The following is a 12,438-nucleotide window of genomic DNA, read 5'->3' as shown; positions in this document are numbered from 1 at the left end:
GGTCATGGCCGCCCGACACGCGGCACTCGATGGGGCGAATTACCGCCGTATGGCCCCGAAGGGGCGAATCAACGCGGCGGAAACAGGTCAGACACCGTGTCACACCGTCGGAGGACTAGAGTTGCTTCAGTGACCACCAGTCCTGAACGCCGCCGCAGCGACCCGTCCCGAGCGGCTCGCACGGCCGGCCCGGGGCATCCCGCCCGGCGTGACCGGCACGGCCGCGGTCTGCGCGGCCGGCTCGTCCCGGCCACCGTCCCCCTGGCCCGCACCAAGGCCGAGATCTTCGACGACCTCGTGCTCGACACGGTCGAGGGCCTCGAGCGCCGCTATGCGAAAGAGCTGGCCGGCGTCGAGTTCGCGGTCGAGGACGTGCCACCCGACCTGAACGTGTACGACTCCGACGTGCTCGAGGACGGCGAGGTGCCACTGGCCCGCCTGCTGCCCGGCCGCCCCGGCCGGCAAGAGCTTCCCCCACGGATCGTGCTCTACCGGCGGCCGCTGGAATTCCGGGCGATGGACCGTGAGGACCTCGCCGACCTCGTCCACGATGTGATCATCGAGCAGGTGGCCAACCTGCTCGGGGTGGACCCGGACGAACTGTCCTAGCTGTTACGCGACGCGCCGCTTGAGCTTGCGACGCTCGCGCTCGGACAGTCCACCCCAGATACCGAAACGCTCGTCGTGCCCCAGCGCGTATTCGAGGCACTCGGCCTTGACCTCGCAGCGCCCACAGATCCGCTTCGCCTCGCGGGTGGACCCACCCTTTTCCGGAAAGAAGGCTTCCGGATCGGTCTGCGAACACAGCGCCCGTTCCTGCCACTCGGGCGCGTCCCCGAGCAGGTCGACCCCTTCAACCTGCGCTTCCATCGGCGTGCCTCCCAATTTCCGCGCCGGCATCACTGCCGGCACTGACCCCCCACGCACGCAGCGTGTTTTTTGTGAGCGGATATCACTTTTCAGCGCGCCCGAGCTCACAACCCCACTCGAAATTACACGCGTGTAAGACGTGCGTCGTCAAGCCGAACCTGATAAATAGGCCTGTTTCCCCGCGGTGCCTGGAGCACGACAGGGTCCCGTTCCTGCCCTATCTGTCCGGAGCCCTGCCAGGTAACGCGATCCCGTTGTGTCGCGTCCAATTTAACCCGATTTGTGACCTAGCGTCGACCGTAGGTCGTCGTGCGCTCCACGGCCGGGCGACCTGCGGCCCCCGCGAGTTCCTTGAGCTCGGAGACCGTCCGGGCCGAACCGTGCTCGGAACCCGCCATTCGGGAGATCGTTTCCTCCATCAGAGTGCCCCCGAGATCATTACAACCCCCGTTGAGCATCACCTGAGTGCCCTCGTCACCCAATTTCACCCAGGAGCACTGGATGTTGTCGATGCGGCCGTGCAGCAGGATCCGGGCCATCGCGTGGACGACGCGGTTCTCCCGCCAGCTGGGACCGGAGCGCGCGATGCCGGCCAGATAGATCGGCGCGTTGGTGTGGATGAACGGCAGACCCACGAACTCGGTGAAGCCGCCGGTCACGTCCTGGATGCCGGCCAGCACCCGGAAGTGGCCGAGCCACTGTCGTGGGTGGTCGACATGTCCGTACATCATGGTCGAGCTCGATCGAATGCCGAGCTGGTGAGCATTGGTCACCACGTCGACCCAGGCGCTGGCCGGGAGCTTGCCCTTGGTGAGCACCCAGCGCACGTCGTCGTCGAGGATCTCGGCCGCGGTGCCCGGGATGGTGCCCAGGCCGGCCTCCTTCAGCTCGGCCAGCCACTCGCGCACGGGGACACCGGCCTTGGCCGCGGCGGTGACGATCTCCATCGGCGAATACGCGTGGACGTGCATGCCGGGGACGCGCTGCTTGATGGCGCGGACCAGATCGGCGTAAGCCGTCACCGGCATCTTGGGATCGATGCCGCCCTGCATGCAGACCTCGGAGGCGCCGTCCTGCCAGGCCTGCTCGGCCCGGTCGGCCACCTGGTCGACCGAGAGCCGATAGGCGTCGGCATCCTGCTCACGCTGGGCGAACGCGCAGAACCGGCAGCCCACATAGCAGACGTTGGTGAAGTTGATGTTCCGGTTGACCACATAGGTGATGTCGTCGCCGTTGACGTGCTTGCGCAGGTCGTCGGCGATGCGGGCGAGCTGGTCGAGGGCCTCGCCGTCCGCGTTGAACAGCGCCATGGCCGCGTCCTCGTGCTCCGGCCGCAGCAGCGCGGCCGGATCGGACGAGGCGAGCTTGAGGCCGGCCAGCACATCGGCCGGGAGGCTGGACGGCGCCTCGGTGGTGATGTGGGCGGCCACCTCGTCCCAGTCGCCGTAGACGTCGTCGAAGTCGGACCGTCGGTCGCCCGTGCGGCCCTCGGTGTCGATCGTCGCGAAGAGATCGGTGCGGCCCGAGGCGTACGCGTCGTCGGGCTCCTGCCAGGGCCGCCCCACAACCTCGGCGTCCTCGCGGGCCAGACCGTCCGGACCGGACAATGCCGCCACGTGGACGGCCAGGCGCGGGTCGAGCCAGCCCTCGTTGCCGCGGCGCACGAACTCCGGGTAGATCGTCAGGCGCTCGCGCAGCTCGAAGCCGGCCGCGGCGGATTTCTCGCGCAGCAGCTCGATCTGGGGCCACGGGCGCTCGGGGTTGACGTGGTCGGGGGTCACCGGCGACACGCCACCCCAGTCGTCGATGCCGGCCCGCAGCAGCAGCGAGAACTCGGCGTCGATCAGGTTGGGCGGGGCCTGCAGGCGGCCGCGCGGGCCCATGATGATGCGGCCCACGGCCACCGTGGCGGCCAGCTCGCGCAGCTCGGCGTCGGGCATGCCGCGCATCGCCGTGTCGGGCTTGGCCCGGAAGTTCTGAATGATGATCTCTTGGATGTGCCCGTACTCCCGGGCGGTGCGGCGCATCGCGAACAGCGCGTCGACCCGCTCGGCCGGGGTCTCGCCGATGCCGATCAGGATGCCGGTGGTGAACGGGACGCCGACCCGGCCCGCGTCGTCGAGCACCCGGAGGCGGACGGCCGGCTCCTTGTCGGGTGAGCCGAAGTGCGGACCGCCGGGCTCGGACCACAGCCGGGTCGCCGTGGTCTCGAGCATCATGCCCATGCTGGGCGCGACCGGCTTGAGGCGCTGCAGCTCGGCCCAGCTCATCACGCCGGGGTTGAGGTGGGGCAGCAGGCCGGTCTCCTCGAGCACGGCGATCGCACAGGCGCGCACATAGTCGAGGGTCGAGTCGTAACCGCGCTCGTCGAGCCACTGGCGAGCCGCGGGCCAGCGCTCCTCGGGCCGGTCACCCAGCGTGAAGAGGGCCTCCTTGCAGCCCTGGGCAGCGCCCTGGCGAGCGATCTCGAGGACCTCGTCCCGCTCGAGGAAGGCGGCCGGCAACCGGTGCGGCACGGTGGCGAACGTGCAGTAGTGGCACCGGTCCTGGCACAGGCGCGTCAGGGGGATGAAGACCTTGCGCGAATACGTGACGACGCCCGGCCGCCCGGCCTCGCGCAGGCCGGCGTCGCGGACGCCGGCGGCGATCGTGAGCAGCTCGTCGAAGTGCTCCCCGGTCGCGGCCAGCAGGGCGGTCGCCTCGCCGGCGTCCACTGCCTTGCCGTCGGCCGCCCGGCGTAGCGCGCGCCGGATGCTCGCTTCGGTGGGCTGATTGTCGACCGTGTTGACCTCTGTCACCCCAGCAGCCTAGGCCGGAATGGCGCGGGTTGCCTCGGGCGAGCCCGGGCGCGCGCCGTGGTCTATCCCACTGCGCGCGCCCGGTCGCTGTCTATCGGCGCGGGTCGTCCTGGTCGGCCGGGCCGAAGCCGGGGCGGTCATCGGGGATTCTCTCGGTGCGCTCGTCGCCGGTCGGCTCCGGCTTCGGCACGACCTGGGTGGGCTCGGCCTTCGGCACGACCTGGGTCGGTTCGGCGAACGTGGGGGCCGCGGCCGGGGGCGCGGGCGGGGCCGAGGTGGGATAGGCGGGCGGGCCCGACGCGGGGATCGGCGCGCTCGGCTGGTTCCAGGCCGGCTGCTGCGGCTGGCCGTAGGGCTGACCGTACTGAGGCTGGCCCTGCGGGGGCTGGCCCTGCGGGGGCTGGCCCTGCGGGGGCTGGGGCTGGCCGAACTGCTGGGTGCCGGGCGGCGGGGGCGGGTAGCCGCCCGGCGCGTAACCCGGCTGACCCTGCGGCTGCTGGCCGTAGCCCGGCTGGCCCGGGTAGGCGCCCGGCTGACCGTATGCGGGCTGACCGTAGACACCCGGCTGCGGCTTCGGCTTGGCCACGTGGAACAGGCCCTGCCAGAGGCGGAAGACCGCGTACGCCGCCACGGCGAACACCGCGAGCCAGGCCGCCCGCACCAGGAGCTCCTCGAAGGCGATCCGCGCGCCGTTGTTGCTCGCGTGGTTGATCAGGCCGATGAGCAGACCGAAGAGCACACCGAAGAACGCCATCACGGCGTACTCGATCAGCGCGACCAGGGTGATCAGCGAAGCCTTGGGGTGCCGCGGCTGGACCAGCACCGCCAGCAGCACCGCGGCCAGCGGCATGAACACGGTCGACGTGTTGATGAAGCCGTAGAAGCTGTCCTGCGTGCGGTAGCCGAACTGGTTCTCACCGTCCGGGATGAGCCGGATGATCGCCACGAAGAGCAACAGCGCGGGGGCTCCGACGAGCGCGTAGGCCGCGAGGTCACGCAACGGGCGGAGGAACTGTCCGGCCGATCTGCCCTCGCCCGGCGCGGGCTGCGGTTGGCTGGTCACGGGATTCTCCAAGACGAAGTCGGGTGCGGGACGCTCAGGGTAGACCGGCCCCGCATGCAGCACTGATACCCGGCGGCGAGTTCCGTCATACCCGTGCGGGAAGATGAGGGCATGCGGATCGTGGTCCTCTCCGGTGGCATCGGCGGCGCGAAGTTCCTCGTCGGCGTGCGCGCGCACGCGCGTGCACTCGGCGCCGAGGTGACGGCGGTGGTCAATGTCGGTGACGACGTCCGCATGCACGGCCTCCAGATCTGCCCCGACCTCGACAGCGTGATGTACACGCTGGGTGGCGCCCACGACCGTGACCGAGGGTGGGGCCGGGTCGGCGAGACCTGGGTCGTCAAGGAGGAGCTGGCCGCCTACGGCGCCGAGCCGTCCTGGTTCGGGCTGGGTGACAAGGACACGGCCACTCATCTCGTCCGCACCCAGATGCTCGCCGCGGGCTACCCGCTCTCGGCGGTCACGGCCGCGCTGTGCACCCGCTGGCAGCCCGGCATCACGATGCTGCCGGCCACCGACGACCGGCTCGAGACGCACGTGGTGGTCGACGTCGAGGGTGAGCGCAAGGCCATCCACTTCCAGGAGTGGTGGGTGCGCTACCGCGGCGACCTGCCGACCCACCGTTTCGTCTTCGTCGGGGCCGACGCGGCCAAACCGGCGCCCGGCGTGCTCGAGGCGATCGCGGCGGCCGACGTCGTGCTGGTCGCCCCGAGCAACCCGGTCGTGAGCATCGCCCCGATCCTGGCTGTGGCCGGCGTCCGCGACGCGGTGATCAACGGTCCCGCTCCGGTCATCGGCGTCTCCCCCATCATCGGCAACTCGCCGATCCGCGGCATGGCCGACAAATGCCTGGCGACGATCGACGTCCCGGTGACGGCGGCCGGGGTGGGCGGGCTCTACGGCCCGCGTCCGGGCGGCGGCATCCTCGACGGCTGGCTGGTCGACTCGGCCGACGCCGCCACCGACGTCCCCGGCGTCCCCACCCGGGCCGTCCCGCTGTGGATGTCCTCCGACGAGGCCACCGCCCAGATGGTCAAGGACGCGCTGTCCCTGGCCGGCGTCGCCTGAGGGGTGACGAGGGGCACGCCGGGGGCGGTGTCGCGGTGCACTGGCCCGGCGGGCAAGCTGGACGGACATCTCACCGCTGAGGGGGCGACGTGGTGACGGACGGGCTCGAGATCCTGCCGGTGCGCGGGATCGGCGACATCGTGGCCGGGGACGACCTGGGTCAGATCATCACGGCGGCGGCGCCGTGGCTCGCCGACGGCGACGTGCTGGTGGTGACCAGCAAGATCGTGTCCAAGGCCGAGGGGCGGCTGGTCGAGGTGCCGGTCGACGGGCCGGAGCGCGACCGGGCCCGGGCGGCCGTGCTGGAGGCGGAGACGGCCCGGGTGGTCGCCCGGCGTGGGCCGACGACGATCGTGCAGACCCACCACGGTTTCGTGATGGCGGCGGCCGGCATCGACGCCTCGAACGTCGACAAGACGCACCTGGTGCTGCTCCCCGCCGACCCCGACGAATCGGCTCGGCGGCTGCGCGCCGACCTGCTCGGGCGCGGCCTCGACGTCGGCGTGATCATCTCCGACACGATGGGGCGGGCCTGGCGCAACGGGCTGACCGACGTGGCGCTGGGCGCGGCCGGCATCGAGCCCATCCGTGATCACCGGGGGCAGACCGACCCGTACGGGAACGAGCTCGAGATCACCCAGATGGCCGTCATCGACGAGCTGGCGGCGGCGGGTGAGCTGGTCAAGGGCAAGGTCGACCAGACGCCGGTGGCTGTGGTCCGCGGCTACCCGCGATCCGGGCTCCGCGACACGGTCGATGCCTCGGTGCTGCTGCGCGACGCCGCCTCCGATATGTTCGGCCTGGGCACGGCCGAGGCCCGCGCCGACGGCCTGCGCCAGGCTGCCCTGCTCCCGGATGGGCCTGAGGCGGCACTGCCCGGCCTCCCGGTCGACCCGGCCGCCGTCGACCGCGCGGCCGCCGCGGTGGCCGATCACTTCTCCCGCGCCACGGCGGTCGCCCCGGCCGAGGTGATCCCCGGCAGCGGGGCTACCGCCGCCCTGCACCTGCGGACTCGGGACCAGTCGCCGGTCGGGCTCATGCACCTGGGCTCCGATGCCCACCGGTTGCGGGCCGCCCTGGCCGCCGAATCGATCGTCACGCTGTCGTTGCCGCACGAGGACGGCATCCGCCTGGAGCTTTCCGGCTCCTAGAAGCCGCCCGTTCCGCGCGGCCGCGTCCACCTCGCGCCCGCACACGTCACCGGGCCCACGCGGACGGCTCGGGCGCAGGTCGCCCCGCCCGGCGCGGACGGCTCGCGCGCCGGCGCGGGATTCCCGACCGGACAGCCGGGACCTCTACAGGCGGGCGAGCGCGGGCGCGATCTGACGGACGGTTCCGGAGGCCAGTGGGCTGGGCAGCGCGTCGGCGGTGAACCAGCCCAGCTGCTCGGACTCGTCGCTGATCTGCTCCCGCGCACCGGCCGGGGCGCGGAGCAGAAACCGTACGTCGTAGTGGACGGACGGCTCGGCGGGCAGGCCGTCGGCCGGGCCGCACCGCACCTCGTGGATGTCGACGTCGATCGGCTCCCGGTCGAGCACCAGGCCCGCGATGCCCGACTCCTCGGTCGCCTCCCGCAGGGCGGCCGCGGCCAGCCCGGCATCATCCTCTTCGCAGTGACCGCCCAGCTGCATCCACTTGCCCAGCCGGCCGTGCAGGCAGAGCAGCACCCGGCCGGCGTCGTCCACCACCAGCGCGCTGGCGGTCACATGGCCGCGGCGGTGCGCCCGGGTCATCGCCACCGGCCCGTCGGCCAGCAGCTCCAGCGTGCGCTTGCGGCCCAGCTCGGCCTCGTCGGAGGTGGCCGTCCAGGCGCTGAGCACCCGGACCGCGTCCGCGTGCAGGTCGTCGATGCCCATGACTCAGATGTAGCCGTGCTCGCCGAGCTCCTTGAGCTCGTCCACCAGGTGCTTGACCTCTTGAGCGCGCTCCCGCGGGATGACCAGCACGGCATCCGGCGTATCGACGATCACGAGATCGCGTACGCCCATGGCCGCGACCAGACGACCCTCGGTCGGCACGACCACCAGGCCCTCGGTCTCGCGCAGCAGCACGCCCGACTTCTGCGAGAGGTCGCGCCCGACGATCACGTTGCCGGCCGGGTCGGCCGCCAGCACCCCGCCCAGCGTGTGGAAGTCACCGACGTCGTTCCAGCCGAAGTCACCGGGGACTGTGCCGACCCGGCCGGTCGCGGCCGCGCCCTCCATGACCGCGTAGTCGACCGAGATGCGCGGCAGCGTCGGCCAGACCTCACCGAGCACCTCCTCGCGCTCCGGCGACTCCCAGGCCGCCGCGATGCGCGAGACACCGGCCGCGAGCTGCGGCTGCTGGCGCGACAACTCAGCCAGGAACGCGTCCGCCCGCCAGACGAACATGCCGGCGTTCCACAGGTAGTTGCCCGACTTCACGTAGCCCTCGGCCACGTCGTAGGTCGGCTTCTCCTTGAACTCCTCGACCGCCAGCACCGGCCCGTCGCCGACCTCGGGCCCGCACTGCAGATAGCCGTAGCCGGTCTCGGGCCGGGTCGGGGTGATGCCCAGCGTCATCAGCAGACCCTGCTGCGCGCCGGCCATCGCCTGCTGGATGACCGCGGTGAAGCGTTCCTTGTCGGCGATCAGGTGATCCGAGGCGAACGAGCCCATGATCGCGTCGGGGTCACGCCGGGCGATGACCGCGGCGGCCAGCGCGATCGCCGCACACGAGTCGCGCGGGGACGGCTCGACCAGGACGTTGGCGGCCGGGATGGTGTCGATCTGCCGGGAGACGGCGGCCGCGTGGGCCACCCCGCAGACCACGAAGATGCGGTCCATGGGCGCCAGCAGGTCGAGCCGGGTCACCGTGGCCTGAAGCAGCGTCGCCTCGGTGCCGGTCAGCGGGTGCAGGAACTTGGGGTGACCGGCTCGGGACAGCGGCCAGAGACGGGTTCCGGTCCCGCCTGCAAGAACCACGCCGTACAGTCCGTCGAGTTGATCGCTCATGCGCACAGAGTGTAAAGGTCAGAGGACCGCGACCCGTTTCCAGGTTGTGACGTGTACCTCCGCGCTCGACGCCCAGGTGAACTCTTTCGCACGGTCGAACCCCGCCTTGGCCAACGTGACCCGTCGCGGCTCGTCGTGCAGCAGGTCAGCCAGGTCGGTGGCGATGCGATCGGGATCCTCCGTGGTGTAGGCCACAGCGTCGCCGCCGACCTCGGGCAGCGACAGGCGCGGCGTGGTGAGCACCGGCGTCGCGCAGGCCATCGCCTCGAGGATCGGCAGGCCGAAACCCTCGCCGAAGGACGGGTAGCAGGCCACCAGAGCGCCGCCCAGGAAGCCGGGCAGGTCGGCGTAACGCAGATAGCCGGGGCGGAGCAGGCGCAGGTGGGACGGCACTTCGGCCACCGCGCGGTCGATCTCGTCGTCGTGCCCCTGGCCACCGGCGATGACCAGCGCGGGCGGGTGCGGCCAGTCGGCGACGGCCCGGGCCCAGCCGCGGATCAGGTTGGGGACGTTCTTGCGGGGCTCCTTGGCACCGAGGAACGCGACGTAACCGGCGTCGGTGAGACCCAGCCTCGCGCGTACGCGGGCCTTCTCCTCCTCGGTGGGCGAGTGGAAGGCCGCCTGGTCGACGCCGTGGTAGGCCACGTCGATGCGGGTCGGGTCGGCGTCGAGGAGCCGGATGAGCTCGTCACGGGTGGCCTTGCTGGGCACGATGACCCGGGCCGCGCGGCGCAGCGACGTCTTGATCGCACTGCGGAAGAAGGTGCGCTTGGTGTTGTCGTAGTGCTCGGGCTCGGTGAAGAACGTCGCGTCGTGGACGGTCACCGTCACCGGGCAGCCGGCACGCAGCGGGCAGGTGTAGAAGGGCGAATGCAGCACCTGGGCGCCGACCTGCTGGGCCAGCAGCGGCAGGCCCGTCTGCTCCCAGGCCAGCCGGGCGGGCCGGTGGGCGACGGCGGACGGGCCGGCGATCACCTCGGCCCGGTTGTCGAGCATGCGGCTGTAACGCTCCGCATCCGAACGCTGAGCAACCACGGCCAGGTCGACCCTGTCCGGGTCGATCCGCCCGAGGGCACCGAGCAAGCCGTCGACGTATCTGCCGACTCCTCCTCGGTCTGCGGGGACGCTGGTGGCGTCGACGAGCACTCGCGGGGGGCGACCGGCGGTCACGAGGCAACTCCCAAAGAGGTTGTAATTCAGACCACTGGCAAGGGTACGCCCGGATCGCATCATGCATGCGACCGCGACGCCGCCTTGTTCGAAGCGTTTCGCGGTTCTCATTGCCCGTTCGGGATCGATTACGGACAGTCACCCAACTATCGTGCTGCTTGTGCAGACAACGATCCCGCAGGTGCTGGCGGCCGCGGTTCGCCGCGACCCGGCGAGCCCCCTGCTGACCTTCTATGACGATGCCAGTGGCGATCGCACCGAATTGTCCGGGGCGACCCTGGACAACTGGGTCTCCAAGACGGCGAACCTGCTGGTGGACGGCCTCGGACTGGGTGCGGGCGACACCGCCGCGGTGACGCTGCCGCCGCACTGGCAGACCGCGGCGATCCTGCTCGGGGCCTGGTCGGCCGGCGTCGGCGTGGAGACCGGCAACCCGCCGGCCGGCGACGTCCTGTTCGCCACGCCGGGTTCGGACACAACGACAAAGGCCGCAGACCGGTACGCGACCGGTTTGCTGCCCTTTGCGATGCCACTCCGGCAGTTGCCGGCCGGATTCGCGGACTTCGTTCTCGAGGTACGCCAGTTCGGTGACTACTTCCCCGGCCAACCGGTGGCGGCGGGGGACGCGGCGTTGAACGGCCGCACCCACGCGGAGATCCTGGCCGCGGCGACCGGACGCGCCGCCGAGCTGAGCATGTCGCCGGGCGGCCGCGTCCTGATCGACGCGACGACCCACCCCGATCCGGTCGACTGGCTGCTGGCTCCGCTGGTGACGGGCGCCTCGATCGTCCTGTGCGCGCACCTCGACCGGGCCAAGGTCACCGCCCGGGCCGAGTCGGAGCGGGTGACCCTGGTCGTCTGATCACGTCGTTCTGGCGGCTCAGCGTCGGCGGCGGGCCAGGTCTTCGAAGGCGAGCAACGACTCCGGGTTGGCCAGGGCGCCCTTGGCGGCGGCCGACTCGACCGGGGTCCCGGTCAGGATGCGCTTGACCGGCACCTCGAGTTTCTTGGCCGACAGGGTGCGCGGCACCGCCCGTACGGCATGGATCTCGTCGGGGATGTGCCGGGGAGACAGTGCGCCGCGCAGTTCGGCGGCGATCCGCTTGCGGAGCGGGTCGTCGAGCTCCACGCCCTCGCTGAGCACGACGAACAGCAGCAACTCGCCGTTCGGGTTGTCGTCCTTCTCCAGGTGCACGACCACCGAGTCGGCGATCTCGGGCAGGCTCTCGACCACCGAATAGAACTCGGACGTGCCGAGCCGGACGCCACCGCGGTTGAGCGTGGCGTCGGAGCGACCGGTGATCACGCACGTGCCGTCGGAGCCGATCGTGATCCAGTCGCCGTGCCGCCACACGCCGGGGAAGTAGTCGAAATAGGCCTCGCGGTAGCGCTTGCCGTCTGGATCGTTCCAGAAGCCGACCGGCATGCTCGGCATGGGCGCGGTGATGACCAGCTCGCCGAGCTCGTCGATCACCGGGCGGCCCTCGGGGTCGTACGCCTCGACCCGGGCACCCAGCGCCCGGCAGGCGATCGTGCCTTCGACCACGGGGAGCAGGGGCACCGAGCCGACGAAGCCGGTGCACACATCCGTACCGCCGGAAAGCGATTGCAGTTGCAGTCGCGTTCCCACCGCCTCGTAGACCCAGTCGAAGCCCTCCGGGGGCAGCGGCGCCCCGGTCGAGCCGACGCCCTTGAGGCCGTCCTTGCGTGGGGTGAGGCCGGCTTTGCGGCAGGCCATGAGGAAGGGGGCTGAGGTGCCGAAGTAGGTGATGCCGGCCTGGTCGACGAGGTTCCACAGCGTTTCCAGGCCGGGGTGGGCCGGGTTGCCGTCGAACAGGACGATTCCGGCGCCGACGGCGGGGCCGCTGACCAGGAAGTTCCACATCATCCAGCCGGTGGTGGTGAACCAGAAGAACCGGTCGCCGGGGCCCAGGTCGTGGTGCAGGGCGAGCATTTTGAGGTGTTCGAGCAGGATGCCGCCGTGGCCGTGGACGATGGGTTTGGGCAGGCCGGTGGTGCCGGAGCTGTAGAGCACGTAGAGCGGGTGGTCGAACGGCACTGGTGTGTAGGTCAGGGGTTCGTCGCCGGTGAGTTCGGCGAAGGTGTCTCTGGAAGGTTCCAGGTAACCGATGGTGACGACGTGCTGGAGTGAGGGCAGGGCGGCGGTGATGGCGGTGACCTCGTCGCGGCGGTCGATGGCTTTGTCGCCGTAGCGGTAGCCGTCGACCGCGACGAGCAGGGTCGGTTCGATTTGTTGCCAGCGGTCGATGACGCTGCGGACCCCGAACTCGGGTGCGCAGGAGGAGAAGGTGGCGCCGAGGCTGGCGGTGGCGAGCATCAGGACGTACGTCTCGGGGATGTTCGGGGCGTAAGCGGCCACCCGATCGCCGGGGCCGATGCCTTTCGCGCGCAGGCCGGCGCGGACGAGCCGGACTTTTTCCCGTAGCTGCGCCTTGGTCAGGGTCACCGGTTCGCGGGTCTGGCTGTAGGCGAG

11 protein-coding genes are annotated in these 12,438 nt (G+C 71.0%); 4 read left to right on the top strand and 7 right to left on the bottom strand.

Features of this window, described 5'->3' with window-relative positions:
- Positions 1-129 precede the first annotated feature (129 nt).
- A complete protein-coding gene (locus NAG42_RS31340) occupies positions 130-609 on the top strand; it encodes a metallopeptidase family protein (protein WP_438872480.1) in 480 nt (159 codons plus the stop codon).
- A 3-nt stretch (positions 610-612) separates the two neighbouring features.
- Here the strand turns inward: NAG42_RS31340 and NAG42_RS31335 are convergent, their stop codons facing one another.
- The 3 genes from NAG42_RS31335 to NAG42_RS31325 all read right to left on the bottom strand — a co-directional run bounded on the left by NAG42_RS31335 (position 613) and on the right by NAG42_RS31325 (position 4,731).
- Entirely contained in the window at positions 613-870 is a 258-nt protein-coding gene (locus NAG42_RS31335) for a WhiB family transcriptional regulator (protein WP_014688021.1), read from the bottom strand.
- Positions 871-1,157: 287 nt separating this feature from the next.
- On the bottom strand, positions 1,158-3,668 hold the full coding sequence (locus NAG42_RS31330) for a bifunctional FO biosynthesis protein CofGH (RefSeq protein WP_250035524.1): 2,511 nt from the start codon (positions 3,666-3,668) through the stop codon (positions 1,158-1,160).
- Positions 3,669-3,759: 91 nt separating this feature from the next.
- On the bottom strand, positions 3,760-4,731 hold the full coding sequence (locus tag NAG42_RS31325; RefSeq protein ID WP_250035522.1) for a hypothetical protein: 972 nt from the start codon (positions 4,729-4,731) through the stop codon (positions 3,760-3,762).
- Between the two features lie 111 nt (positions 4,732-4,842).
- Here NAG42_RS31325 and cofD point away from each other — a divergent pair, with 111 nt between their 5' ends.
- Together cofD and NAG42_RS31315 are read left to right on the top strand one after the other, a co-directional pair.
- Positions 4,843-5,799 (top strand): 2-phospho-L-lactate transferase, encoded by a 957-nt coding sequence (gene cofD / locus NAG42_RS31320; RefSeq protein WP_250035521.1) that lies wholly within the window; start codon positions 4,843-4,845, stop codon positions 5,797-5,799.
- A gap of 92 nt (positions 5,800-5,891) precedes the next feature.
- Positions 5,892-6,950, top strand: coding sequence for a coenzyme F420-0:L-glutamate ligase (locus NAG42_RS31315; RefSeq protein ID WP_250035873.1), 1,059 nt, complete (start codon positions 5,892-5,894; stop codon positions 6,948-6,950).
- A gap of 144 nt (positions 6,951-7,094) precedes the next feature.
- Here the strand turns inward: NAG42_RS31315 and NAG42_RS31310 are convergent, their stop codons facing one another.
- From NAG42_RS31310 to NAG42_RS31300, 3 genes are read right to left on the bottom strand one after another with little or no spacing between them, the layout of a single operon-like run.
- Positions 7,095-7,655, bottom strand: a complete 561-nt coding sequence (locus tag NAG42_RS31310; RefSeq protein WP_250035520.1) for an NUDIX domain-containing protein — start codon at positions 7,653-7,655, stop codon at positions 7,095-7,097.
- A 3-nt stretch (positions 7,656-7,658) separates the two neighbouring features.
- Positions 7,659-8,774 (bottom strand): mannose-1-phosphate guanylyltransferase, encoded by a 1,116-nt coding sequence (locus NAG42_RS31305; RefSeq protein ID WP_250035519.1) that lies wholly within the window; start codon positions 8,772-8,774, stop codon positions 7,659-7,661.
- 18 nt (positions 8,775-8,792) lie between these two features.
- Complete coding sequence (locus NAG42_RS31300) at positions 8,793-9,944, bottom strand: glycosyltransferase family 4 protein (protein WP_250035518.1); 1,152 nt, start codon at positions 9,942-9,944, stop codon at positions 8,793-8,795.
- Positions 9,945-10,104: 160 nt separating this feature from the next.
- On the opposite strand from NAG42_RS31300, the gene NAG42_RS31295 reads away from it, so the two are divergent.
- On the top strand, positions 10,105-10,806 hold the full coding sequence (locus NAG42_RS31295) for a TIGR03089 family protein (protein ID WP_250035517.1): 702 nt from the start codon (positions 10,105-10,107) through the stop codon (positions 10,804-10,806).
- A gap of 18 nt (positions 10,807-10,824) precedes the next feature.
- Here NAG42_RS31295 and NAG42_RS31290 read toward each other — a convergent pair.
- On the bottom strand, positions 10,825-12,438 hold a 1,614-nt coding region (locus tag NAG42_RS31290; protein WP_250035516.1), incomplete at its 5' end, for an acetoacetate--CoA ligase.

The organism is Paractinoplanes maris, from assembly GCF_023544465.1.
In the GTDB taxonomy this organism is placed as follows: Bacteria; Actinomycetota; Actinomycetes; order Mycobacteriales; family Micromonosporaceae; genus Actinoplanes; species Actinoplanes maris.
The sequence above is the reverse complement of the archived record's forward strand: the minus strand, read 5'-3'. Positions and strand labels throughout refer to the sequence as shown.